This is a genomic window from Ruegeria sp. BB5 (genome assembly GCF_056539405.1).
Genome location: NZ_JBQFUX010000005.1, coordinates 1 through 25,346 on the forward strand (window position 1 = coordinate 1; position 25,346 = coordinate 25,346).

24 protein-coding genes are annotated in these 25,346 nt (G+C 58.4%); 15 read left to right on the forward strand and 9 right to left on the reverse strand.

All coding sequences use genetic code 11. The features are described from left to right. Positions 1 to 177: 177 nt before the first annotated feature. The 6 genes from ACR0DL_RS12840 to ACR0DL_RS12865 all read right to left on the reverse strand — a co-directional run bounded on the left by ACR0DL_RS12840 (position 178) and on the right by ACR0DL_RS12865 (position 5,045). Entirely contained in the window at positions 178 to 648 is a 471-nt protein-coding gene (locus tag ACR0DL_RS12840; protein ID WP_170361221.1) for an aminoacyl-tRNA deacylase, read from the reverse strand. A 424-nt stretch (positions 649 to 1,072) separates the two neighbouring features. After that, positions 1,073 to 1,456, reverse strand: a complete 384-nt coding sequence (locus tag ACR0DL_RS12845; protein WP_170350759.1) for a carboxymuconolactone decarboxylase family protein — start codon at positions 1,454 to 1,456, stop codon at positions 1,073 to 1,075. A 17-nt stretch (positions 1,457 to 1,473) separates the two neighbouring features. Beyond that, positions 1,474 to 2,214: a sulfotransferase-like domain-containing protein gene (locus tag ACR0DL_RS12850; protein ID WP_480689516.1), complete on the reverse strand. Its 741-nt coding sequence runs from the start codon at positions 2,212 to 2,214 to the stop codon at positions 1,474 to 1,476. Positions 2,215 to 2,234: 20 nt separating this feature from the next. Further along, positions 2,235 to 3,053 (reverse strand): hypothetical protein, encoded by an 819-nt coding sequence (locus ACR0DL_RS12855; RefSeq protein WP_480689518.1) that lies wholly within the window; start codon positions 3,051 to 3,053, stop codon positions 2,235 to 2,237. Positions 3,054 to 3,072: 19 nt separating this feature from the next. After that, positions 3,073 to 4,161 (reverse strand): aromatic ring-hydroxylating oxygenase subunit alpha, encoded by a 1,089-nt coding sequence (locus ACR0DL_RS12860; RefSeq protein ID WP_480689520.1) that lies wholly within the window; start codon positions 4,159 to 4,161, stop codon positions 3,073 to 3,075. Beyond that, positions 4,158 to 5,045, reverse strand: a complete 888-nt coding sequence (locus tag ACR0DL_RS12865; protein WP_170350755.1) for a MurR/RpiR family transcriptional regulator — start codon at positions 5,043 to 5,045, stop codon at positions 4,158 to 4,160. The genes ACR0DL_RS12860 and ACR0DL_RS12865 overlap by 4 nt, the downstream gene beginning before the upstream one ends. Before the next feature lie 68 nt (positions 5,046 to 5,113). Here ACR0DL_RS12865 and ACR0DL_RS12870 point away from each other — a divergent pair, with 68 nt between their 5' ends. From ACR0DL_RS12870 to ACR0DL_RS12905, 8 genes are read left to right on the forward strand one after another with little or no spacing between them, the layout of a single operon-like run. Then, positions 5,114 to 7,570 carry an FAD-dependent oxidoreductase gene (locus ACR0DL_RS12870; RefSeq protein ID WP_480689522.1) on the forward strand — a complete coding sequence of 819 codons (2,457 nt, stop codon included), beginning with the start codon at positions 5,114 to 5,116 and terminating at the stop codon, positions 7,568 to 7,570. Next, positions 7,567 to 8,649: an alcohol dehydrogenase family protein gene (locus ACR0DL_RS12875; RefSeq protein ID WP_480648050.1), complete on the forward strand. Its 1,083-nt coding sequence runs from the start codon at positions 7,567 to 7,569 to the stop codon at positions 8,647 to 8,649. The genes ACR0DL_RS12870 and ACR0DL_RS12875 overlap by 4 nt, the downstream gene beginning before the upstream one ends. 2 nt (positions 8,650 to 8,651) lie before the next feature. Beyond that, positions 8,652 to 9,224: a dimethylsulfonioproprionate lyase family protein gene (locus tag ACR0DL_RS12880; protein ID WP_425081743.1), complete on the forward strand. Its 573-nt coding sequence runs from the start codon at positions 8,652 to 8,654 to the stop codon at positions 9,222 to 9,224. Continuing rightward, entirely contained in the window at positions 9,221 to 10,327 is a 1,107-nt protein-coding gene (locus ACR0DL_RS12885) for a mandelate racemase/muconate lactonizing enzyme family protein (protein ID WP_480689524.1), read from the forward strand. Before ACR0DL_RS12880 ends, ACR0DL_RS12885 begins: the two co-directional genes overlap by 4 nt. After that, positions 10,324 to 10,608, forward strand: coding sequence for a cupin domain-containing protein (locus ACR0DL_RS12890; RefSeq protein WP_254429568.1), 285 nt, complete (start codon positions 10,324 to 10,326; stop codon positions 10,606 to 10,608). Before ACR0DL_RS12885 ends, ACR0DL_RS12890 begins: the two co-directional genes overlap by 4 nt. Next, entirely contained in the window at positions 10,605 to 11,711 is a 1,107-nt protein-coding gene (locus ACR0DL_RS12895) for a mandelate racemase/muconate lactonizing enzyme family protein (protein ID WP_480689526.1), read from the forward strand. The genes ACR0DL_RS12890 and ACR0DL_RS12895 overlap by 4 nt, the downstream gene beginning before the upstream one ends. Further along, entirely contained in the window at positions 11,708 to 12,811 is a 1,104-nt protein-coding gene (locus tag ACR0DL_RS12900; RefSeq protein ID WP_480689528.1) for a mandelate racemase/muconate lactonizing enzyme family protein, read from the forward strand. Before ACR0DL_RS12895 ends, ACR0DL_RS12900 begins: the two co-directional genes overlap by 4 nt. Before the next feature lies 1 nt (position 12,812). Beyond that, complete coding sequence (locus ACR0DL_RS12905; protein ID WP_480689530.1) at positions 12,813 to 14,090, forward strand: aspartate aminotransferase family protein; 1,278 nt, start codon at positions 12,813 to 12,815, stop codon at positions 14,088 to 14,090. Between the two features lie 222 nt (positions 14,091 to 14,312). Here the strand turns inward: ACR0DL_RS12905 and hemC are convergent, their stop codons facing one another. Further along, the gene (gene hemC, locus ACR0DL_RS12910; RefSeq protein ID WP_170350748.1) at positions 14,313 to 15,272 is read right to left on the reverse strand and encodes a hydroxymethylbilane synthase; all 960 of its coding nucleotides are present in this window, start codon (positions 15,270 to 15,272) and stop codon (positions 14,313 to 14,315) included. A gap of 107 nt (positions 15,273 to 15,379) precedes the next feature. Between hemC and hemE the strand changes: the two genes are divergently transcribed. Next, the gene (hemE, locus tag ACR0DL_RS12915; RefSeq protein ID WP_170350747.1) at positions 15,380 to 16,414 is read left to right on the forward strand and encodes a uroporphyrinogen decarboxylase; all 1,035 of its coding nucleotides are present in this window, start codon (positions 15,380 to 15,382) and stop codon (positions 16,412 to 16,414) included. 57 nt (positions 16,415 to 16,471) lie between these two features. Here hemE and ACR0DL_RS12920 read toward each other — a convergent pair whose 3' ends face one another. Beyond that, positions 16,472 to 17,581, reverse strand: a complete 1,110-nt coding sequence (locus ACR0DL_RS12920) for a CaiB/BaiF CoA transferase family protein (protein ID WP_170350746.1) — start codon at positions 17,579 to 17,581, stop codon at positions 16,472 to 16,474. 171 nt (positions 17,582 to 17,752) lie between these two features. Between ACR0DL_RS12920 and ACR0DL_RS12925 the strand changes: the two genes are divergently transcribed. From ACR0DL_RS12925 to uvrC, 6 genes are all read left to right on the forward strand, one after another. Continuing rightward, on the forward strand, positions 17,753 to 18,682 hold the full coding sequence (locus ACR0DL_RS12925) for an ABC transporter ATP-binding protein (protein WP_170350745.1): 930 nt from the start codon (positions 17,753 to 17,755) through the stop codon (positions 18,680 to 18,682). Beyond that, positions 18,679 to 19,440 (forward strand): ABC transporter permease, encoded by a 762-nt coding sequence (locus ACR0DL_RS12930; protein WP_170350744.1) that lies wholly within the window; start codon positions 18,679 to 18,681, stop codon positions 19,438 to 19,440. The genes ACR0DL_RS12925 and ACR0DL_RS12930 overlap by 4 nt, the downstream gene beginning before the upstream one ends. Positions 19,441 to 19,554: 114 nt before the next feature. Next, complete coding sequence (locus tag ACR0DL_RS12935) at positions 19,555 to 20,352, forward strand: S49 family peptidase (RefSeq protein ID WP_480689532.1); 798 nt, start codon at positions 19,555 to 19,557, stop codon at positions 20,350 to 20,352. Between the two features lie 168 nt (positions 20,353 to 20,520). After that, positions 20,521 to 21,483 carry a calcium/sodium antiporter gene (locus ACR0DL_RS12940; RefSeq protein WP_480689534.1) on the forward strand — a complete coding sequence of 321 codons (963 nt, stop codon included), beginning with the start codon at positions 20,521 to 20,523 and terminating at the stop codon, positions 21,481 to 21,483. Between the two features lie 21 nt (positions 21,484 to 21,504). Beyond that, a complete protein-coding gene (locus ACR0DL_RS12945) occupies positions 21,505 to 22,284 on the forward strand; it encodes an SDR family oxidoreductase (RefSeq protein ID WP_170377864.1) in 780 nt (259 codons plus the stop codon). Positions 22,285 to 22,574: 290 nt separating this feature from the next. Further along, on the forward strand, positions 22,575 to 24,449 hold the full coding sequence (uvrC, locus tag ACR0DL_RS12950) for an excinuclease ABC subunit UvrC (protein ID WP_480689536.1): 1,875 nt from the start codon (positions 22,575 to 22,577) through the stop codon (positions 24,447 to 24,449). Here uvrC and ACR0DL_RS12955 read toward each other — a convergent pair. Then, positions 24,446 to 25,330: a DMT family transporter gene (locus ACR0DL_RS12955; RefSeq protein WP_170412566.1), complete on the reverse strand. Its 885-nt coding sequence runs from the start codon at positions 25,328 to 25,330 to the stop codon at positions 24,446 to 24,448. The two genes, uvrC and ACR0DL_RS12955, sit on opposite strands and share 4 nt — an antisense overlap. Positions 25,331 to 25,346 lie beyond the last annotated feature (16 nt).

The following is a 25,346-nucleotide window of genomic DNA, read 5'->3' on the forward strand; positions in this document are numbered from 1 at the left end:
CGTCAGAAAATCTCAGAACAACCCGGTCACACTACAATTGATCCCCAAGATCAATCGCTTAACACACTCAACCCGTCAGAACCATAAAACAATGGGGTGAGAGCTAAAAATCCTGCTCCCTTAGCTCAGAAAAACCCCGCCGGAGCGGGGTAAATCAGGGAAAAAACACGCCAGAGCTTAATGCATGCAGCAGAAAGCGCCGTGCTTAACGTCTTTCATCATCGTGTCGAAATCCTTCCCGCGCATTTCAATCAAAGTTTGGTGGTCTCCAGCTTCGAACCAAACCCTGTCGAGGCCAGTGAGACTGTTGTCCACAACAGTCGGCAGATCATAGGCATCGCCCACAGGTGGTATCGCGCCAAGTGCGCAATCATCAAACAATTCGCGCATTTCGGATTCAGGAGCTAAACCAAGGCGCCGATCCATCATCGATTGCAGAGCAGTGAGGTCGACCTGATGGTTGCTGGGCAGCACTGCAAGTATGGGCCCCTCTTCCATGTGTATTAAGACGGATTTGGCAAGGTGGTCGCCGGGAACATGTGCCGCTTCTGCACATTCGCTTGCAGTAGCGGCATAGGGATGCGGGACAGTATCAAACGGAAGCCCCTGGGAGTCCAAATGGTGTTTCAGACGAGATGCAATAGTCATGGTGCCCTCCATTTCATAGAAGGCGTCCCGGACGCGAAGCGTGTCACGGTGCGCACCCAGGGCGCAATTTTGTGTATGAGCTCATATTGTGCGCCCAATCAGTCGATCCGGCAAGGGGGGTGCAGTCGCAATGATCAACCCTGATGTAGGCTGTTCAAGTATTAAAGAAGGTTGGGAGGGCTCTGCTTGCCTTGTTTGTTGCGGTGATGAGGTTGCCATGCATATCTAATACATGGCTCTTGGCGTCCTGATCGTATGAGACGACAATGCGTGTCAAAAAATTCTTGCAGCCTGCCCCTCGCTCTGCCCGACACGCCTTAATCGGGACGAGGAGCGGCGAGATTGTCGATTTACTTACAAACTTAGGGTCCGAAGCCTGATACTGAACCAGTCATGCCTGTTTAGATTTGACTAGTTTGAGCATTTATTTGGCTTCAAGCACCTTTCGCGCCACACGGAAGCATTCCAGAGCCTGGGGTACTCCGCAATAGATGCCGATCACGTGGATGATGGCCCTGATTTCCTCCTTCGAGACGCCATTGTTAATCGCGCCTTTGCAGTGGATTTCCCATTCGTGCATCTTCCCCAGCGCGCCGATCATCGACAGGTTCATCATCGATCGGGTCTTGGCGTCGATCACGCTGTCGCCCCAGCCAAAGCCCCAGCACCAGGCTGTCATGGCCTCCTGAAACGGGCGCGTAAAGTCATCCGCGGACGCCAGGTTCTTTTCTACATATTCGGCCCCGAGCGTGCCTTTGCGTTGTTCCAACCCTTTGAGGAACAGGTCTTCGTCGAAAATGTCTGCCATTTGGGGTCTCCGGTTCTTTAGCGCGTCAGACGATGTTTGTAGAGGTGATCATAATGCGGTTTCATCCGGCGATGCACCTGTTTGACCCGATCAGGCGCCTCTTCGATTGACACATATTTGCGAGGTTGCGGCGCCAATCCGGTCGAGTTCGCGAGATTGGCGTGAAACGACCCGCCATCCCACCAGCTATGTGCCGAAGGATCGCCACCGGCTTCCCAGGTCAAGGCGTCTTCGATAAAAGGAATGCCCACTGCGTCACAGTATTTCTCTGTCATTGCACGGGGGTCTTCCAGCAGATCATCGCTGTCAATCACAGGCGGAGGGGTGCCGGTCAGGGCGGTTAGCAAGTCGAATAAGGCGCGCTGTTCGGGGAAGCCAACCTCTCCTTCTGCGAAGTCTGGCCAGCGCTTGAACATCGAGGTGATCGTTTTGGCCGGGTCGCGGATCAGGAAGGAATGATTGAAGTGGGACAGGAACTCGGCATCCCACATATGGTTGATGTAGTGCGGAAAGTCCTTGATGAAGACCGGCGCATTTTCGGCTCGGGCTTTGATGCCCTGCCACACTTTCCCAAGCGTCAGGCCGGGCGTTGTGACATCCCCCGGTTTGAACCGGTGCCAAAGTGGGTCTTCTCCCTGATACCATGCCTCGCCGAAGGGTTCGTGCAGGCAATCCAGATCGCCGCGCTGGCGCATCATCCATTCAAAAGCCGTTGAAGTGGATCGGGGCACCGCCCAAAGCGCGAGTATTTTGTGCATGGGTTTCAGCCCTCTTTGATCTACAGGCTTTTCAGAAGCCGACCCAATGGTGTCGCGGGCCGCAAGTCAAGGGATCTGAAGATGCGCCAATAGAGCGCGATGTCGTGGCCGACTACAGGTTTACCCAAGGCGGCCTCCAGATCGTCTACCAAATGCAGGGGGCGTTGTGGCAGACCGTTCGGACCCGTGCGGAAATTGCACATGCCGTTGACAAGGATCGCATCGGCATTCGGGGCCTGCTCGGCAACGTATTCAAAGCTTTTGAGCGCCAGATCGCCTTCGAAGACCCAGCGATTGCTGTTCACATCATCTTGGCTGGCAAACCATCCCTGATCATGGAAATTGCCGGCATACAAAACATCGAACCCGGCTTCTTGAAGGAACCCGACTGTGCCTTGCCACCATTCCGGCCAATGGTAGGCAGCGTTCAACGCCACCTTCTCCACATTCATCTCTCGCAGCGCTTCGATCATGGCGTATCCTGCCATATGAAACTGCGTGCCGTATTTGTCGGACAGATCCGCGCAATGCTGTCGTACGCCTTCAACGCCCAGCCCGCAGGCATGCACCCAGTTTGACCCGACCTGACCGCACACATCGACGCCGTTTCGGGACATGCAGTGGACAAAATCCTCAAGCATCCCGAAATTCTGTTTTCGCTGATCCAGCCCATGCACATATTCTGGAACATGCAGCATCCAGCCATGTACCCCTACGGTGCCCGGGCTGATGCGCAGGAAATCGGATGGAGCCGCATCGAAGTCGAACGGAGGAGAGGTAAAGCCCACCTGATGCGGAAATAGCTTGTGCTCCGGTCGCCAGTCTTCGGGCATCAGCATGGGTGGATCACCTTGATCATCAGTCCACCGCCTCACGCATCCATTGTTGTAACCGGGCAATCGAGTGTTCCGACATCACACCGCATCTGGGGTCCAGCACCAGTGGACCAGGGCGATAGCCACGGGATTTCAGGCCCCGGTGAACGCTTTCGACCAGATGGATATCTTCTTCGACCGTGGTTTCGCGATCCTGCACGGCCAATTGACGGATCACCGCACTTTCCGACCCGCCTTCGGTATACCAGCCGCGCCAGACGGTGCAGTGATCGGCATCGACCGCGCGCCAGTGGTAAGTATTCAGCACATTGCCCGGGTAGCATTGGAATGAAAACATCGGCCACAGGAACCACGACTGATAATGACCTGCATGAGGCACCGACATGTCGATGGGATAGGTCATCTTGTCGAGGCTCTGGCATTCCGTCGTGTGGCGCAGCACGTAGCCGCCGCTTGGATCGGGTTGAATGTCATAGGTCTCGGGTTTGACCACGCCTTCGGCAAAGGTCGGGTGATTGGTTGGGCAGTGATAGCATTCCGAGTAATTCTCGATACTGACCTTCCAGTTGCAGTTCTCGGGTATCTCGACCCATTCCAGCGGTTCCAGATCGTCGATGTGAGGGACGAAGGCGCGGATTTCTTCGCGCACGCCGGGGTACCATTTATCCATTGGCGCGGCGTCATCGTCGAGATTGACGAAGATGAAGCCGTTGAACACTTCGGTCCGGACAGAGGTCAGGCAGATGGTGCTACGGTCAAAGCCGGGGACGGATTTGATGTTGGGCCCTGCGCGCAGCTGGCCGGACAATTCATATGTCCACGCGTGGTAGGGGCAGACGACGACGCGGGTGTTTCCGGCGCCGGTGACCATCTCGTGCGCTCGATGCTGACAAACGTTGTAAAAGGTGCGGATTTCTCCGTCGCGACCCCGAATGCAGAACAGGTTCTGCCCGGCAATCGTGAAGGCAAAGTAGTCCCCTGTTTCGCGGACTTGCGCCACGTGTCCGGCGAATTGCCAAGTTCGGGCCAGAAGGCCCTGCATCTCTTGCGTGAAAATCGCAGGGTCGGTGTAGTATCGCGCATCAAGCGAACGTGTCAGCGGGGCGTTCATTCGGGCTCCTCTGCGTAAAGGCCAAGCTGGTGCCTGCGTTGATGAAACCGTTCCACCCGCTCGACAATCTCATCGCTGGAAACCGCGATCACGAAGGACAGCAGCGTTTCCAACAAAGCGATGGTAGATACGGAGGACGGGAAGAATTGCGGCGTGTCAGCAGCGACGACAAAGCCATGCTGCGCGTTCAGGATTACTGGGCTGGCGGGGCTGTCGGACAGGCCGATGACAGTCAGGCCCTGCTGCCGCGCCAGTTTAATTGCGTCGATCACTTCGGTCCGGTAAGGGTGGCAGGTGATGGCGATCAGCACATCCTGTTCGTCGGCCCAGGCCAGATCGTCGACCGGGGTCGAGCCAGGGCGAGGGATGGCGTGAAATTGCTTCATGCCCGTAGAGGCCAGATAGGTAAAGTTGCGCGCGTTCGCGTTATTGACGCCAACGCCCAGCGTGAAGATTTGGCGACAATTCCAGATATCCTCGGCGGCGGCTTTCAGTCGGTCGGCGTCGATTCCGGCAAAGGTGTCTTCGATGTTGCGGATCGCGGCGCCGATCATATCGGCATAAAGGCCGCCCAGCTCACCCGACTTGCCAATGGTCTGCAACCAGCGCGCGCGATCGGGAAACGACACGGTGCCTTGGCGAATCGCGTCGCGAAATGGCGCGCGAAAATCCTCGTAACCTTCGAAGCCCACCTGCCGAGCCATCCGCACGAAGGTGTTGGGTTTCACATTGGCAGCCTCGGCAATCTCGCGCACGGTCGAAACCCCAACATCCGTGGGGTTTTCCAGCACGTAGCGCGCGGCTTTCTGTGCCTCGGGCGTCAGGGCGTCCCACTCTTCGGTGAGGCGGTCGAGAACGATTGATGATACATTTGTGTCATTCATGATTGACGATGGTACATTTGTGGAATTAGCCTGTCGAGCAGAAACGCGACTCGGGAAGAGGAAAAATCATGTCCGAGAAGAATCTGCCGTCACATGCCCGCGTGGTGATCGTGGGCGGAGGTGTCATGGGGGTCGGTCTGGCCTACCATCTGGCGCATGAAGGGTGGGGCGAGGATACTGTCCTGCTGGAAAAGGCTGAACTGACCAGCGGCAGCACCTGGCATGCGGCAGGGCAGATCACACATTCAACATCGAGCTTTGGGCTGGGCAAATGTGTGGACTACAACATCGGTTTGTATTCAGGTGCGCTTGAGGCAGAGACCGGCCAGCCGGTGACATGGCATGGCTGCGGATCGTTTCGACTGGCCTATACTGAGGATGAGATGGACTGGTTGCGCCACACCCTGTCCGTTGGTCGCTCGCTTGGGTTCAATATCGAATTAGTCGGCCCCGAAAAGGTGGCGGAGCTGCACCCGTTCTACAATCTCGACGGCGTGTTGGGCGCGCTGCATACGCCCGACGATGGCCATGTGGACCCGACAAACGTCACCATGGCGATGGCAACAGGCGCGCGTCTAAAGGGTGTGCGCATCTTCCGCAACTGCCGCGCCACCAACATTACGCAGGCTGGGAATGGGGAGTGGGTGATAGAGACCGAACAGGGCACCATAACTTGTGAGCATGTGGTGAACGCTGGCGGCACCTATGCCCGTCAGATGGGCGAATGGTCGGGGCTACAACTGCCCATGACTTCGATGACCCACCACTACTTCGTGACCGAACCGGTGCCGGAGTTCCAGAACCTGGACACCGAACTGCCGGTGATCCGCGACGATCGCAAAGTCTCGGGCTATATCCGGATGGAGCAGCAGCGCGGGCTGATCGGGATTTACGAAAAAGAGAACCCGAACTCGGTCTGGCATGATCATTGCCCCTGGGAATACGAAAACTGGTTGTTCGATGCGGACTACGACCGGGTGATGCCGTGGCTTGAAGAAAGCCTGAACCGGATGCCGATCTTTGCTGAACTGGGCATTCAACGCGACGTACATGGCGCGATTTCGCATCCCCCCGATGGCAACCCGTTGATCGGCCCTGCGCCGGGTGTTCGGAACTATTGGTGCTGTTGCGGAACGCAGATCGGCATCGGCTGGGGGCCAGGTCTGACCCGCGAGCTGGCGCGCTGGATGGTGCATGGGGCGGCCGATATCTCGATGCGCGAATTCGACCCGCGCCGGTTTGGGGCGTATGCCAACAAGGACTGGCAGGTGATCAAGGCTGAGGAAGATTACTGCCTGCGCCATGAAATCCCTTTCCCGCATTTCAATCGCCTGGAAGGTCGCCCGATCAAGCCGTCGCCGCTGTATGAACTGCTGAACTCCAAAGGCGCGGTGCATGAGGAGGTGTATGGTTTTGAGCGCCCCCGCTGGTTCGCACGGGACGGGGTCGAACAGCGCGATCACTATTCCTTCCGCCGCACACCGGCAGACGACATGGTCGCAGCTGAGGTCAAAGCGGTCCGCGAACGCGTCGGTATCATGGATGTCACCGCTTTCACCAAGGTCGAGGTCTCTGGCCCGGACGCCTATGCCCTGCTGGACCGGTTGACCGCCAACCGGATGCCGCAAAAGGTCGGTTCCATCACACTGACGCATATGCTGAACCGACGCGGGCGGATCGAATTGGAGACGACGATTGTCCGCATGGCCGAGGACCGCTTCTATCTGGTCTGTGCAGCTTTCTTTGAACAGCGCCTACTGGATCATCTGGCACACCAGTGCGCTGATGAGGATGTGCAGATCACCGCTCTGTCTGCCGACTGGTCGGCCTTGTCACTGAACGGTCCCCGGTCACGCGACGTACTGTCCCGCTGCACCGATGCCAATCTGACCAATGCTGGGTTCCCTTGGCTGTCGGCACAGGAGATCACCGTCGCAGGCCACAAGGTCTGGATCTTCCGCATGTCCTATGCCGGGGAACTCGGCTGGGAGCTGCACATGCCCAACGCCGCCTGCCTCGACGTCTATACCGCGCTCTGGACCGCTGGCGAACCTCATGGCATCGCCGACTATGGCAGCTTTGCCATGAACGTGATGCGGATGGAGAAGGGCTTCAAAGGTGCGAGTGAGTTGACCAACGAGGTCACTCTGGCCGAGGCTGATGTGCTGCGCTTTGCCCGTACGGACAAGGAGTATCTGGGCAAGGACAAGACCCTAAATTCTGATCTGCCCTGGATCTGCGCCTATCTTGAGATTGAACCCGACGGAGAGATCGACGGTCATGGCGGCGAAGCGGTCACGCTGGATGGCCGCGTCGTGGGCTCGACGGCTTCGGTGGCTTATGGCCATACGGTCAGTAAGATTCTGGCCTTTGCCTATATCAAGCCCGAAGCCGCAACCCCCGGCACCGCGTTGCAGGTCGTGATCCACGGCAAACCCCGCGTAGCCCGCGTGTTGGGTGAACCTGCCTATGACCCCGACAGCCTGCTGCCCCGTACCGACGCCATGCTGGAGACTGCACAATGAGCCTGCCCGATACAATGAAAGCTATGGTCACGATGGGCCATGGTGGCCTTGAACAAATGGTGTTGCATGAGGACTGGCCGCGCCCGGAACCCGCCGTGGGCGAGGTGCTGATCAAAGTTGCGGCCTGTGGTTTGAACAATACCGACGTGAACACACGCTCGGGTTGGTATTCCAAAACGGTGACGGATGCGACAACGGGTGGCGCGTTTGAAGAAGTGGGCGAAGATGACCCGACTTGGGGCGGCGCGCCAATCACGTTCCCGCGCATTCAGGGCGCCGATATCTGCGGTCAGATCGTGGCCGTCGGCGATGGTGTCGACAGCGCCCGAATTGGTGAACGCGTGATCACCGATGGCTGGCTGCGCGATCCGAACGATCCAGGCAACATGGACAAGACCGGATACTACGGGTCCGAGCGGGACGGCGGATTTGCCGAATACGCCACGACACTTGCGGTGAATGCGGTGCCGATCAAATCAGACCTCACGGATGCGGAGCTGGCGACGTTTTCCTGCTCGTATTCGACCGCCGAAGGCATGCTGACCCGCGCCAACGTGACCGACACCGACACCGTGTTGGTGCCCGGCGCCTCGGGTGGCGTTGGCGGGGCACTGGTGCAATTGGCCAAACGGCGCGGCGCGCGTGTGATCGCAATGGCGTCCGAGACCAAGCATGCAGACGTCGCCAAATTAGGCCCCGACGAGATTTTGCCCCGTGCGCCGGAAAACCTTCGCGTGGCTTTGGGTGCAGAAAAGATCACCGTAGTTGCCGATGTGGTCGGTGGCCCCTATTGGCCGAACCTGATCGACAGTCTGGAACGCGGCGGGCGCTATACGTGCTCGGGTGCGATCGCGGGGCCGATGGTCGAGTTTGATCTGCGAACATTCTACCTGCGGGATTTGACCTTCACAGGTTCGACCGTGATCGACCCTCAAGTCATGCAAAACCTCGTGAAATACATCGAGGCCGGAGAGCTCAAGCCTGCGTTGGCGGCTACCTTTCCACTGGAAGAATTGCGTGAGGCACAAGCGGCCTTTATCGCCAAACAACACACAGGCAACATCGTGGTGATCCCGTGACAATGGACGACGTTCTAGAGGCCGCCCGGCAGCTGCATCAATCCCACCCTGATCTTTCGGGTTTTGGTGCCTGGCCTGACGATCTTGTAGCGACAGGTTTGGAGCCAAACCAAATCCCGGCAGTAGAGTTGGTTCAGCAAACTGAATTCCCGACCGGCGACGCCACGCAATCCCTGTCCGATGCGATCAGGGCAACAGCACATCTGGCGCAATGGAAGCACACCTATACCGAAGAAGAGGTGGGGGCCGATTTCCTAAACCGCTTCGGCTATTATGAATTGTTCGGGCCAACCGGGCATTTCCACTCGACCCAATTGCGCGGCTACGTCGCCTATTGGGGGGCAGGTTTGAATTATGATTGGCACAGCCATCAGGCTGAGGAACTCTATTTGGTTGTCGGTGGCGGAGCAAGGTTTCGCATCGAAGGGAACGAAACCTATATCGGTCCCAACCAGACACGCCATCACCTCAGTTGGCAAAGCCATGCGATGACCACAATAGATGAGCCGATCCTGACCTTCGTTCTTTGGCGCGGCGAGGGAATGGGCGATTTGCCACGAATGGATGCCGCATGAAAATCACCCATGTGCGCGTGTTCCAGACCGGTCTGCCTTATGTGGGCGGTGCCTACGTTTGGGGGGCGGGCAACGCGATTGAAACCGCAACTGCGTCAGTCGTCGTCATCGACACAGATGCGGGTCTGCAGGGGTGCGGAGAATTCACACCTTGTGGTGAGAACTATATGGTTGCGCATTCCGAAGGCGTCGCCGCGCTGGCCCGGTTAGTTGCTCCGTCGCTGTTGGGCGAGGACCCGCGACAGGTGGGGCGCATCGAACAGCTTATGGATCATTTGATTCAGGGACATGGGTACGCAAAGGCTCCGTTTGATGCCGCGTGCTGGGACATTCTGGGGCAGGCTTGTGATCAACCGGTTTGGATGCTGCTGGGTGGTAAGCTGACCGACGGCGCGCCGATGTATCGCGTCGCGCCTCAGAAAGCGGTTGATGAGACGGTCGCCGAAATGAACCGGTACCGCGAGCAGGGGTACCGGCAGTTTCAGATTAAGGTCGGCAGCGACTGGGTCACGGATATTGACCGTATCCGGACGACACTGCCTTTGCTTCAACCTGGTGAAAAGGCGATGGCCGATGCCAATCAGGGCTGGCGCGTTGACAACGCGATCCGGGTGGCGCGCGCAACGCGCGATCTGGATTACATTCTGGAACAGCCCTGCCGCACCTATGAAGAATGCCAGCAGGTACGCCGCGTGGCCAAGCAACCTATGAAGCTGGATGAATGCCTGACTGGTATGCACATGGCGCAGCGCATCGTCGCGGATCGCGGGGCCGAGATCTGCTGTCTCAAAATCTCGAACCTTGGTGGGCTAAGCAAGGCGCGGCGGGTGCGGGACTATCTGGTCGAAAACCGCATTCCGGTGGTCAGCGAAGACACCTGGGGTGGGGAAATAGCCACCTCGGCTGTCGCCCATTTTGCTGCCTCGACCCCGTCCGACTACCTGCAAAACACAACCGACCTGATGAACTACAACACGCGTTCTACCGGAATCGGCGGACCAATGTCGCGGAATGGCAAGCTCTACGCCTCGGATGTACCAGGAATGGGTGTAGTGCCCGATTTCGAAAGCCTCGGTGCGCCTGTTGAGGAGTTTAGATTATGAGACCGCAAGCTGTTGCAACCCAGATGATCGATGACGCGCGTGTGCGGGTGACGCGCTTTGACTTTGCCCCCGACGCTGAAACTGGCTGGCACCGTCACGCGATGGATTACGTCATCATGGCTGTAACCGATTGCCAGATGCGGTTGGAGTTGCCCGATGGAACGGCCAACGAAGTGACGGTTCTCGCTGGAACCGCCTATCGCCGCGACGAAGGGGTGGAACATAACGTTATCAACGCTGGGGATACCCCCATGTCCTTTGTCGAGGTGGAGTTGAAATGAAAATCACCCGCCTTTCGGTCTATCACGTCGATTTGCCGTTAGAGCATCCCTATTGGCTGTCTGGTGGGCGGCTGAAATTCGACGTGCTGGATGCGACGCTGGTTAAGGTGGAAACTGATGCCGGACTGATCGGCTGGGGCGAGGGCACTCCTTGGGGTCACACCTATGTGCCTGCGCATGGGCCGGGCATTCGCGCGGGCATTCAAACCATGGCGCCGTTCATTCTGGGCCTTGATCCGCGACGAGTGCTGGATGTGGAACGGGCAATGGATACCGCGCTGCCCGGACATCTCTATGCCAAAAGCCCGATCGACATGGCGTGCTGGGACATCGCAGGTCAGGCGGCCGGCCTGCCGATTGCTGATCTGATGGGTGGGGGGTCGCGGACGCCGCGTCCTATTGCATCCTCGGTCGGGGCCAAGACTGTGGAAGAAACCCGTGAGGTCATGGAGCGGTATCGCAACCGCGGCTACGTTGCCCATTCGGTAAAGATCGGCGGTGACGTCGAACGTGACATTACTCGTGTGCGCGACGTGGAGAGCATTCGGCGACCGGGTGAGATCGTCCTATATGACGTCAACCGAGGCTGGACCCGGCAACAGGCCCTGCAAGTAATGAGTGCCTGCGAGGATCTGAACGTCATTTTTGAACAGCCCGGTGAGACGCTGGATGATATTGCCGCGATCTCGGGCCGTCATGCCTCACCCGTGTCGGTAGATGAAAGCCTGGTCACCTTGCAGGACGCCGCGCGGATTGCCCGTGACGGGCTGGCCGAGGTGTTCGGGATCAAACTGAATCGCGTCGGCGGTCTGACCAAAGCAGCTCGGATGCGAGATATCGCGCTGGCGCACGGGATCGACATGTTCGTGATGGCCACTGGCGGCTCGGTTCTGGCCGATACCGAGGCACTGCATCTTGCCTCTACCATCCCGGACGAAAATTGCCACGCGGTCTGGGCTTGTCAGGATATGATCACGGTTGATATCGCCGCCGGGCGCGGGCCGCGTAACATCGAAGGTCACCTGCACCTTCCGGAAACACCGGGACTTGGTGTTCATCCCGACGAAGAGGCGCTTGGCGATCCGGTTGGAGTTTATCAATGAGGATCACCAAGATAACGCTCTGGTCCGTCGATCTGACCAGTCACGAGACCTACCACATGGCCGAGGGTAAGACCTGTGCCACAGTTAAAACCCATGTTCTGTGTCTGGAAACGGATACCGGCCTGAAAGGTTGGGGCGAGGTCTGCCCGATCCCCCATTACCTGCCAGCCTTTGCCAGCGGTGTGCCGGGGGCGGTGGCAGAAATGGGACCGCAGATCATAGGGGTTTCCCCGTTTGGGGTCGACGCACCGATGCGTAAACTGGACGGGTTCTTGCAAGGGCATCTTTATGCCAAATCCATTGTCGACATTGCTCTGTGGGACCTGTTTGGTCAGGCCACGGGCCAACCGATCTATGCTTTGCTGGGCGGGCGGACGCGGAAGGACATGCCGCTCTATCATTCGATCACCTGTATCGCGCCAGACGACATGGCGCGGATCGCCAAAACCGCTTATCAAACCGGCATTCGCCAGTTTCAGGTCAAGCTGGGGGTTGAGGGCGACTGGCAGGCCGATGCGGAACGTCTGATCAAAGTGCGTGAGGCCGTGGGACCGGGCCCTCTGGTCTATGGCGACTGGAACTGTGGCGCGTCGCGGTTGCAAGCCACACGCACGGGGCGGGCCGTTGCGCATCTGGACGTGATGCTGGAGCAGCCGTGTAAAACGCTGGAAGACTGCGCTGCTGTGCGACAGGCCACCGGCTTGCCGATGAAGATTGACGAAAACGCATTTGATCTGGCCTCGCTGTTGCGGGCGCATGAACTGGGGTGCATGGATGCAGTGGCGTTGAAATTTTCCAAATTTGGCGGCTTGTCGGCCATGCGCCGCGCGCGGGATCTGACCGTTCATCTGGGGGCAGAAATTTGCGCCGAATGCACCTGGGGGTCGGATATTGTTACGGCCGCATCGTTGCACTTTGCGGCGTCGACGCCGCATGGATCATTGCTGAATACCTGTGACCTGTCGTCCTATGTGGCCCCTCGACTTTGCCAGGATGCACCAAATCGTGAAAACGGCCGGATTGCTCCGCCCGAAGGTTCAGGATTAGGTGTTTCACCTGACCCGGAAGTTCTTGGTTCCCTGATATTGGAGATCGTTTGAGATGCTGAAGATAGGCACACAATCCGAATGGATCGACCGCGCCAATGCAGTTCTACCCGCCGGAGGGTTTGGCAATTTTGATCCTGGCATCATCATTGCCCGCGGCGAAGGCAGCCACGTCTGGGATGAGGACGGCAATGAATATATCGACTATCTGATCGGGTCAGGCCCCATGTTGTTGGGTCATGGCCACCCCGAAGTGATGGAGGCCGTACTGGAGCAATTGCCCAAAGGCATGACCTTCTTTGCCAACAACGCCAAAGGCATTGAACTGGCCGAGGCGATCATCGATGCGGTGCCTTGTTGCGAACAGGTGCGGTTTGTCGCCTCGGGCGGTGAGGCGGACATGTATGCGATCCGTCTGGCCCGCGCCTATACGGGGAGCAGCAAGATTCTGAAATTCGAAGGTGGCTATCACGGCATGAGCGCCGAGGCACAGATGAGTCTTGCGCCCAGCCGGCAGGTCAACTTTCCGCAAGCCGTGCCAGACAGTGCCGGTATCCCTGACAGCGTGGCCGAACAGGTGTTGGTTGCCCCTTTTAATGACCTTGAGGCGGTGGCCGCCCTGTTGGACGAACACAATGACGTCGCTGCGATAATGGTTGAGCCGTTGCAACGGATCGTGCCGCCTGAACCCGGTTACCTGCAGGGCTTGCGCGATCTGTGCGACAAGCACCATGTTCTTCTGATATTTGACGAGATCGTCACCGGGTTCCGCCTGGCCTTTGGCGGCGCGCAGGAAAAATACGGCGTGACGCCCGATATCTGCACTTTGGGCAAAGCTACAGGCGGTGGCTTCCCTCTGGCCGCGCTGGGTGCCAGCGCCGAAATTATGAAGCATTTCAACAAGGCGCAGGTCGGCGAAGAAGGCTGGCTGATGCAGTTGGGCACCTTGTCTGGCAATCCGGTGGCTTCGGTTGCAGGTTTGAAAACCCTCGAGGTTTTGCGGCGCGACGGCGTTTATGACCAGCTGCGCGCAACTGGGTTGGCATTGCAGCAGATGCAGGTCGACGCGCTGACCAAGGCGGGTATTCCGCATCAGGTCGTCGGAGATGAAACGCTGTTCGATATCTATTTCACCGATAGGGCTTGTCGCGACTACCGCAGCGCCAGACATGACGATCCACAACGAAATACCCTCTACAACGATACGTTGCGCGCAAATGGGATCTTCAAATCTCCGGGCAAGCTGTATCCGTCATTGGCCGTGACCGAAGCCGATCTGGAACAGACCCGGGCGGCTGTTGAAAAAGCTGTACAGGCGATCAGTGCAGCCTGAACGATTGATCTGAAATGAAATGGGCCGCTGTCAAAATATGACAGCGGCCCTAACCGATTAGTGATTTGGTGCAGTCTCGCCCCCTCGAATACCACTTAAGCGAATATACTGAAAAAACTTTCGACTTTATCGAGATCGCCCCTTCACCACATCGGTATGACACCTTGATGCCAGATCGGAATGCAATCTACAGTGAAGTAATTCACATTACTCAAATTTTTCTCAACTTCTCCAATCGAAGAAGCCCGGACCTGCTTGTTTCAACAGTGTTTGTGCCATGACGCGGCCCATCTCGGGGCCGTCGGAAATCGTGCCAGTTTGGTCTTCGGCAATCGCCTCGGACCCATCGGGGCGCAGCACTTCGCCGCGCAGGCGCAGTTGTCCGCCTTGCACTTCGGCAAGACCCGCGATGGGGGTTTCGCAGGACCCGTCCAGGGCCGCCAGCAGGGCGCGTTCAGCGGCCAGGCGCTGACCCGTCTCGGTATGGTGGATTGCTTCGAGCATACCCGCTGCACGGGAATCGTCGCTACGACGCTCGATACCGATGGTGCCCTGTGCAATTGCGGGCAGCATGTCCTCGGGGGCGATGGCCGTGGCGGGAACCTCGGCCATGTTCAAGCGGCGGATGCCTGCCATGGCCAGAAAGGTGCAGTCCGCCACGCCGTCGGCCAGTTTTTTCAGGCGGGTCTGCACATTGCCGCGGAATTCCACAACGTTCAGGTCAGGTCGCCGGTTCAATAGCTGCGCCCGACGGCGCAGGGAGGAGGTGCCTACTACCGCGCCCTGCGGCAGATCGTGGATCGAGGTCAGGCTGGGCGAAATAAACGCGTCGCGCACATCTTCGCGCGGCAGGAATGTGTCCAGCACGAGGCCCTCGGGCTGCTCCACCGGCATGTCCTTGGTGGAATGCACCGCGATGTCGATATCGCCGCGCAGCATCGCCTCTTCAATTTCTTTGGTGAACAGGCCCTTGTTGCCGATCTCTTTCAGCGGGCGATCCGCGTCGATCATGGCGCGGTTGTCGCCGGTGGTCTTGATCACCACGATCTCGAACGCCTCGTCCGGCAAGTCAAATGCAGTGCCCAGCCGTTGCCGGGTTTCGTATGCTTGCGCCAGCGCCAGAGGCGAACCACGGGTGCCAATCTTCAGCGGTGAGTCGGGGGAAGGCATGGTCAGTGTCATGCGCCAAGCTTTAGTCGCGTCACATTGCCCTGACAATGGGGGCACACCTTGACAAATTGCCACTGAGGGCCGACCCGTTGCGACAAACCAGACGATTGGGGGCAAAGATGGCCGAGACAAAGAAACTGCTGCGGGCACTGGCGGGTGAGGTGCAGGATGTACCGCCGATCTGGATGATGCGTCAGGCCGGGCGGTATCTGCCCGAGTATCGCGCAACCCGCGCGCAGGCTGGGGATTTTCTGTCGCTATGCTATAACCCTGAACTGGCGGCCGAGGTGACGTTGCAGCCGATCCGCCGCTATGGGTTCGACGCAGCGATCCTGTTTGCCGATATCCTGCTGGTACCGCAAGCGCTGGGCGCGGATTTGTGGTTTGTCACCGGAGAAGGCCCGCGTCTGTCGACCATCACGCAAGCTTCGGAATTCGATGCGCTGAAACCGGTCGAGGATATCCATGACACCCTGTCGCCGGTTTATGAGACGGTGCGCATCCTGTCGCGCGAATTGCCGTCCGAGACCACTCTGATTGGTTTCGCGGGCGCGCCCTGGACCGTTGCGACATATATGATTGCCGGGCGCGGCACCCCGGATCAGGGGCCCGCGCATGCGCTGCGCGAGGAAAACACCGTCCTGTTCGAGGCATTGTTGGAGCGTATTACGCTGGCGACCATCGAATACCTCTCGGCGCAGATCGAGGCCGGGGCTGAAGTGGTCAAGATCTTTGACAGCTGGGCCGGGTCACTGAAAGGGGATGCGTTTCGGAAATATGCGCTTGAGCCTTGTCGGGTGATCACGCAGGCCATCAAGGAACGCCATCCCGATATCCCGGTGATTGGTTTCCCGCGAGAGGCCGGGGATGGCTATATCGGATTTGCCAAGGCAACGGGTGTAGACTGTGTCGCGTTGGACAATTCGGTTTCGCCTGAATGGGGGGCCAAGCATGTGCAGGTGGATGGCTGTGTTCAGGGCAATCTGGCCTCGTCCCATATGGTGTCCGGAGGGCAGGCTTTGGTGGATGAGACGCGCCGGATTGTCGAAGCGTTCTCAAAAGGACCACATATTTTCAATCTGGGTCACGGGATCACGCCGGATGCTGACCCTGCGAATGTGCAGCTGATGATCGATACAGTTCGCGGGCGGTAACCGGGAAGGGGCCAGCCCCCTTCTTGGACTGTGGCCAATTCATCCCCCGAGGTATTTTTAGCCAGATGAAGAGGCGGATCGGCGAAGAGTTTCGAGCTCCGCCCGAATTTCCACACTGTGTTCGCCACGGGCTGGGCTTGGTTTCGGGGCCCACGCATGGTTGGAAAATCTCGGGGCGGCGGCGGCCTGAAGGTCACCGTCGATACGCAGCCATGTGTTGCGGGTGGTATTCATCTCATGGGCCTGTGCTTCGGTCGGGCTGAGAACCGGGGCGACACAGGCATCTGTTCCTGCGAACAGATTTGCCCAGTGGTCGCGTGGCTTTGCGGCGAATATGGCGGCAAGACTGCAGGTTTGCGCGGGCCAGAGTGACGGGTCGAACTGGGGCTCGAAAATCTTGTCGTCGGACAGGCCCATCTTTTGCAGGAAAAGCGCATAGAATTTGGGTTCGAGGCATTGGACCGTCACGAACCCGCCGTCGGCACAGGCGTAGGTGCGGCTCCAATGGGGGCCGTCCAGCAGGCTTTGACCGCGTGCGTCAGACAGGTTGCCGGATTGGTTCAGACTCATAAGCAGGTTCATCATATGTGCCGAGCCATCATAAATGGCGGCGTCGACGATGGTGCCTTGGCCCGTGCTCTGCGCGTTCAGAAGCCCGGCCAGAAGGCCAGCGACCAGATACATCGCTCCTCCGCCGATATCACCGACCAGTGTGGCGGGGGTCTGCGGCGGTTGATCGGGGGGTGATCCGTACCAGAGCGCGCCGGACAAGGCGATATAGTTCAGGTCATGTCCGGCCGTGTCCGACAAGGGGCTGTCCTGACCCCAGCCTGTCATCCGGCCGTAGACCAGCTTGGGGTTCATTTCGTGACAGGGTTCGGGACCAAGGCCGAGTTTCTCCATAACTCCGGGGCGAAACCCTTCGATCAGCGCATCAGCCGAGGCGATCAGCCGTTTGGTAACTTCCAGATCGCTCTCGTCCTTCAGGTTCAGATCAATCGACCGTTTTCCGCGATCCAGAACCGAGCATTCTGGCATGCCAGGTGTTGCCGCCCGTACCTTGCGGTGGATGGTGATGACGTCCGCGCCCATATCCGCCAGCAGCATGGCGGCAAAGGGGGCAGGGCCCAGCCCCTCGATCTCGATAATCCGAATACCGTTCAGCATTGCGCCCCTCCGTTTTGGCGCAGGGTTTCGACTTGTCCGGTGAATTGCAAGGCCGGAGTTACGTGCAATGGCGCCTTTCCCAACCGCAAAAAAGCGCAGGGCGGTGTGCGGAATTGACCTGTTCTGTGTCGGGCGGGCGAGGTAGGGTCGCCGCCAGAACGAGGAACCTGCATGACAACCATTCTTTCGATCAAGGATCTGCGCAAATCCTACGCCGGAGGGTTTGAGGCGCTGAAGGGCGTCTCGCTGGATATTGAGCAGGGGGAGATCCTGGCGCTGCTGGGCCCGAACGGGGCGGGTAAGACGACGCTGATTTCGACCATTTGCGGCATCACCACACCGACCTCGGGTTCGGTTGCGGTAGGCGGCCACGATATCCTGACCGATTTTCGTGCCGCACGCCGGATGATCGGGTTGGTGCCGCAAGAGATCGCGTTGGAGCCGTTCGAGAAGGTCTGGAACACGGTCCGCCTGTCGCGTGGTCTGTTCGGGTTAGGCCGCAATGATGCGCGGATCGAAGAAATTTTGCGCAAGCTGTCCCTGTGGGACAAACGCAAGAACGCGATCAAAGAACTGTCCGGCGGTATGAAGCGTCGCGTGCTGATCGCCAAGGCACTGTCGCATGAGCCGCGGGTGCTGTTTCTGGATGAACCCACCGCCGGCGTTGATGTCGAACTGCGCAAGGATATGTGGGAGATCGTGGCCGAACTGAAACAGGCCGGCGTCACCATCATCCTGACCACGCATTACATCGAAGAGGCCGAGGCCATTGCTGACCGTATCGGCGTCATCGACAAAGGCGAGCTGTTACTTGTGCAGGACAAACACACGCTGATGGCGCAGATGGGCAAGAAGCAGATCGAGGTGATGCTGACTGAGCCGATCCAGACCATTCCCGACAGTCTGGCGGTGCATAACCTGACGATGAATGGTAACGGTGATGCGCTGATCTATACCTATGACACGCATGCTGATCGTACCGGGATCACCACGTTGTTGAATGATGTGGCGCAGGCGGGGCTGGTGTTGCGTGATGTGCAGACGCGGCAGTCGAGCCTTGAGGAAATCTTTGTCAATCTGGTGTCCGGAGAGCCCGCATGAACTGGTCTGCCATTGCCGCCATCTACCGGTTCGAAATGGCCCGGTTCTTCCGCACCCTGGCACAGAGCTTTCTGTCGCCGGTCCTATCAACCTCGCTGTATTTCGTGGTCTTTGGCACCGCCATCGGCAGCCGTATTCAAGAAATCGAAGGCGTGTCCTACGGTGCCTTCATCGTGCCGGGGCTGATCATGCTGTCGGTGGTGATGCTGGCGATATCCAATGCGTCTTTCGGCATCTATTTCCCCAAGTTTCTGGGCACGATATATGAACTTCTCTCGGCGCCGGTGAATTTTATCGAGATTGTGATCGGCTATGTCGGGGCAGCCGCGACCAAGGCACTTTTCGTTGGGTTGGTCATCCTGGTTACGGCCTCTTTCTTTGTGGATTTGCGCATCGAACACCCGGTTGCGATGGCTGCATTTCTGATCCTGACCTGCCTCAGCTTTTCCCTGTTGGGGTTCATCATCGGTATCTGGGCCAGTAATTTCGAGCAGATGTCGCTGGTGCCGCAGCTTGTCGTGACGCCGCTGATCTTTCTGGGTGGCACGTTCTATTCCATTTCGATGCTGCCGCCGCTTTGGCAGACGGTCACCTTGTTCAACCCGGTGGTCTATCTGATTTCGGGGTTTCGCTGGTCGTTTTATGGGCTGGCGGATGTTCCGATCGGGCTTAGCCTGTTGGCCATTCTGGCCTTTACCGGCCTGTGCCTTGGCATCATCTGGTGGATCTTTAAAACCGGTTGGCGCATTCGTAGCTAAGCCACAGAGAGGCGTTGCATTTTTGCCCTCTGGCTTCAGGAAATGTGTTCACGTCACGTCTATCGGTAAATCGGTCCCTTGTTTACCGGTTGGGGGCACTCTACATCGGCACCCATGAAACTCAGCCTGCCGTTTATTAAAAAGCAACCCTGCGTGGCCGTTGTGCGCCTGTCCGGTGCAATCGGAATGGCCGGTCGTGGATCGATGTCCGACACTGCGCTGGCACCCGTACTTGAGAAAGCCTTTCGCAAGGGCAAACCTGCCGCCGTCGCGCTTGAGGTCAACTCGCCCGGTGGATCGCCGGTCCAAAGCTCTCTGATCGGCGCGCGTATTCGACGGTTATCTGAGGAATTGAACGTTCCTGTCATTGCTTTTGTCGAAGACGTGGCAGCCTCGGGCGGATATTGGCTGGCGGCGGCTGCGGATGAGATTTACGCCGATGACAGTTCGGTTCTGGGGTCGATTGGGGTGATCTCTTCGGGTTTCGGCGCGCATGTCCTTTTGCGAAAACAGGGTATCGAGCGCCGCGTGCATACTGCCGGCAAATCGAAGTCTATGCTGGACCCGTTTGCACCCGAGAAAAAAGAAGACGTCGCTCGGCTGGAAGTGCTGTTGGCTGACATTCACGAAAATTTCATCACCCATGTCAAAACCCGGCGCGGCGGCAAGCTGGATGAAAGTCAGGACCTGTTCACAGGCGAGGTCTGGCTGGCCCGGCGCGCGCAGGAACTGGGGCTGATTGATGGCATCGCGCATCTGAAGCCCAAGTTGCAGGAACGCTTTGGCGAAAAGGTCAAGTTCCGCCGCTATCGGCTGCGCAAACCTCTCTGGTCGCGCTTTGGGGCTTCGCTGGCACAGGATGCCGTTGCCGGCCTTGAGGAGCGTGCAGCCTACGCGCGTTTCGGTTTGTGACGTGATTATCAAGATTGTCACCCTGTTTCTGATCGCCATGGGTGTGCTGGCGATGTTCGGAAAGCTGCGCTTTCCGGGGCAAAAGAGGCTGCAATCGTCAAGGTGTCCGCGTTGCGGGCGGTTCAGGATCGGCAAAGGCCCCTGCGCCTGCGAAAAAGGAGGCCGGACATGACGGCATGGCTGTTATCCGGCCTTGGATTGCTGATCTTGTTGCTGGCGGGTGATGCGCTGGTACGCGGTGCGGTAAACCTGAGCCTGCGCATGGGCGTGCCTGCATTGATCGTTAGCCTGACCATCGTAGCCTTTGGCACATCAGCGCCCGAGCTTTTGATTGCGATCAGCGCGATCAAGGAGAACGCGCCGGGGATTGCGCTGGGCAACGTGGTCGGGTCGAACACGGCGAATATCTTGCTGGTTCTGGGCCTGCCTGCTTTGCTGGCCACGTTGCACACCAGCGAATGCGACAGTCGCAAGAACTATGTTTTCATGCTGCTCGCTTCGGTTCTGTTCATCGGGCTGGCATTCTGTGGCGTGTTCAACATGTTCAGCGGGGCCATTCTGCTGGCTGCGCTGGCTCTTGTTCTGTGGAATGCGTTCCGCGAGGCCTATGCGCATCGCAAGGCCTGTGGTGAGGCTTGTGCCGACGATGATGAGTTGGAAGGTCTGGAAGAGGCTGATCCCAACATGGCCTATTGGAAGGTTTCGGTCTACCTGGTGTTGGGCCTGATCGGTCTGCCCATGGGCGCGCATCTTCTTGTCGACAACGCGACCGTCATTGCGCGCACCTATGGGGTCAGCGAAACGGTGATCGGCCTCACACTGGTTGCCGTGGGAACATCCCTGCCGGAATTGGCCACCACGGTGATGGCGGCGCTGCGGCGTCAGGCGGATGTGGCGCTGGGTAATGTGATCGGGTCAAACATGTTCAACCTGCTGGCCATTGTCGGGATTGCCACGTTGGTTGGCCCTATTCCTGTAGATCCGGAATTCCTTGAATTTGACTTGTGGGTCATGTTGGGCGCGTCGCTGTTGCTGATCCCGTTCGTGTTTTTCAAGCGGGACATCACGCGCGTCTGGGGCATTGTGTTGACTCTGCTCTACGCGGTCTATGTCATCGTTTTGTTGGCGTAACGTGACGAAGAGGGATCATTCATGACCCGAGTCTTAGTGACCGGTGCCGGAATTCGCCTTGGCCGGGCCATGGCGCTGTATCTGGCGAGTCGCGGCTATGATGTAGCTGTACACTATGCCACCTCTGAACAACCCGCGCTGGAGACCGTGGCTGAGGTTCAGACGCTGGGGCGCAAGGCGGTCGCCTTGCAGGCCGATCTGCTGGATGAGGCACAAGTCAGCGCCCTGCTGCCCCGCGCGGCTAAGGCGCTGGGCGGACCGATCACCTGTCTGGTCAACAATGCCTCTATCTTTGAATACGACAATATCCACACGGCCACGCGACAAAGCTGGGACCGTCACATGGACAGCAACCTGCGCGCGCCTTTTGTGTTGACGCAGGCGATGTCTGATCAGGGCCTGACGCCCGACATGGACGACGCCGGTGAACCCGTTGCCACCGGGCTGATCATCAACATGGTCGACATGCGCGTGCGCAAGCTGACCCCCGAGTTCATGTCCTACACCATTGCCAAGATGGGCCTGTGGGCACTGACCCGTACCGCCGCGCAGGCGCTGACCCCTGCGATCCGCGTCAACGCCATCGGGCCGGGCCCCACCATGCAGGGCCATCGCCAGAGCGAAGACCACTTCAAGGCACAGCGCGCCAACACAGTTCTCGAGCGGGGCGCGAACCCGTCGGATATCACCGCCGCGCTGGGCTATTTTTTGGACGCGCATGCGGTGACTGGACAGCTGTTATGCGTGGATGGCGGGCAACATCTGGGCTGGCAGACACCGGATGTTCTGGGCGTAGAATAAGTAATTCTGCCGTAAGTTTTGCACCGCTCGCGTTCCTGTTACCTGCACGTTACAAAAATGTCTTTTTTTTCATACACTTGTCATGTGTAGGAAATAGTTTCATTTAAAAACAACAAGTTAAAATGCTGCCTAATTTTTGTGCAGATCAAGGAATCCTTAATGAAACAAGGGAAATTCGCGATGCCCGGAAACTTATCTCCACAGTTATCCACAGAAACCGTGGATTTGTTTTCTCTTGATCTGAAAGGCACAAGATTGCAGCCATGGTCAGAGAATCATATCTCAGGCCCATGACCATCCAAGACGACCCAACATCGAACGCTCAGCCCACCGGCTATGCCATCATTCAGCGCTATGTAAAAACGCTGGACAGCTCACCCGGTGTGTATCGGATGCTGGATGGTGACAGCCGGGTTTTGTATGTCGGAAAGGCGCGAAACCTGAAGGCGCGGGTGTCGAATTATGCGCGCCCCGGCCATTCTGGACGGATCGAACGGATGATCGCGGCAACCGCCTCGATGATGTTCCTGACCACGCGGACCGAAACCGAGGCACTGCTGCTGGAACAGAACCTGATCAAGCAGCTCAAGCCCAAGTACAACGTGCTGCTGCGGGACGACAAAAGTTTCCCGAATATTCTGGTGGCCAAAGACCACTCCTTTCCGCAGATCAAGAAACATCGTGGGGCAAAGAAAGAAAAGGGCGCCTATTTCGGACCCTTTGCAAATGCAGGGGCGGTGAACCGGACACTGAACCAGCTGCAAAAGGCATTCCTGCTGCGCAATTGTTCGGATTCCATGTTCGATAGCCGCACAAGGCCCTGCCTGTTGTATCAGATCAAGCGATGTTCAGGGCCTTGTGTCGGGTTAATCTCCGAGGAGGATTACCGCGAAAGCGTAAAGGATGCGGAACGCTTCCTGTCGGGCCGGTCGACCAAGGTGCAAGAGGAATTGGCCGAGCAGATGATGGCCGCCTCCGAGGCGATGGAGTTCGAGCGTGCCGCCAGCCTGCGCGACCGCATCCGGGCGCTGACGCAGGTGCAGACGTCTCAAGGCATCAACCCACGCGGTGTGGCCGAGGCGGATGTGATCGGCCTTTATATGGACAGCGGTCAAGCCTGCGTTCAGGTGTTTTTCATCCGGGCCAACCAGAACTGGGGCAACAAGGATTTCTATCCTCGTGTAGGGCCGGACGTGTCCTCGGCCGAGGTGATGGAGGCGTTCCTTGGTCAGTTCTACGACAACAAGGAACCGCCCCGGCAAATGATCCTGTCGGATGCCATCGAAAACGCCGATCTGATGCAAGAGGCGCTGACCGAGAAGGCCGGGCGCAAGGTAGAGATTCTGGTGCCTCAGCGCGGCGAAAAGCAGGAACTGGTCGCCGGTGCCCTGCGCAACGCACGTGAATCGCTGGCGCGGCGAATGTCGGAAAGCGCCACACAGGCCAAGCTATTGCGTGGTGTGGCCGAGGCGTTCGATCTGGACACTCCACCCGACCGTATCGAGGTTTACGACAACAGCCACATACAGGGAACCAATGCTGTGGGCGGCATGATTGTGGCCGGCCCCGAAGGGTTCATGAAAAACGCCTATCGCAAGTTCAATATTCGCGGCGATGATCTGACCCCCGGTGACGATTTTGGCATGATGAAAGAGGTTCTGAATCGCCGCTTCACCCGCCTGCAAAAAGAGGACCCGGATCGCGAAAAGGGGCTGTGGCCCGATTTGTTGCTGATCGACGGCGGTGCGGGGCAAGTCAGTGCTGTGCATGAGATTATGCAAACCCACGGCGTCGAGGATATCCCGATGGTGGGTGTCGCCAAAGGTGTCGATCGGGATCACGGCAAGGAAGAATTCCATCGCATCGGCCAACGCCCCTTTGCCCTGAAACGCAACGATCCGGTGCTTTACTTCATTCAGCGCTTGCGGGACGAGGCACACAGGTTCGCCATTGGCACCCACCGGGCAAAGCGCGCCAAAGCCGTGGGGGCGACCCCGTTGGACGAAATCCCCGGCGTGGGCGCGGCGCGCAAACGCGCTTTGCTGGCCCATTTCGGCAGTGCCAAGGCGGTCAGCCGGGCCAACTTGGCCGATCTCAAGGCGGTGGACGGTATCTCAGCCGGGTTGGCGCAGAAGGTTTATGACTTCTTCCACGACAAGGGCTAGACCTGCCGTCCGCGCCACAGGATATAAAGCCCCGAGGCCACGATCAGCCCGCTACCGATCCACATGGTCTGATCCAGCCTTTCGCCAAACATAACTACGCCCAGGCCGACACCGAACAGCAGGCGGGAATAGCGGAACGGCGTGACGGCCGAAACCTCGCCCGTCCGCATGGCTTTCATCAGCGATGCGTAGGCGGCGGTTCCCATCAGGACGGCTCCGCCGACATGCAGGCTGGTGTGCAGGTCCACAGGTGCCATTGGTGCGCCTTCCCAGAACCGATAGGCCAGCCCCGCGACGATGATGCAGAGAAAGCCGTAAAACCCCAGCACCTCGGTTCCCAGTGTGGCCGGTGCTGCCCGGCTGGCCAGATCGCGCCCGGCAAAACCCAGCATCCCCAGCACGGCCAGAATGGATAGGGCCGTGAAACTGTCTCCGGTTGGTTGGATGATCACCACCACGCCGATCAGGCCGATCAGGATGGCGCTCCACCGTCGCCAGCCGACCGTTTCGCCAAAGAACAGCGCCGCACCTGCCACCACGACCAGAGGCGTGGCCTGCAAGATTACCGTGGCCGCCGACAGAGGAGTCAGTGTGATCGCCAGCACATAGAACAGCCGCCCGAAGATTTCGAATAGCACGCGCACTTTCATCGGTCGCGACAGCACATCGGGGTGAAACAATCGTGTTCCGCGCACGATCGCGACAATCGCAAAGACCACTGTTCCGCCCGCGCCGAACAACAACAGAATCTGCCATATGGGTAACGTGGCCGAGGCCCCCTTGAGCAGCGCGTCCTCTAACGCGAACAGCGCCATGGCCGAGATCATCCAGGCGCTGCCGATCAGATTTGATCGGGGATCGGTTTGAATATGTGTTGTCATTGCTCGGCCACTTAGA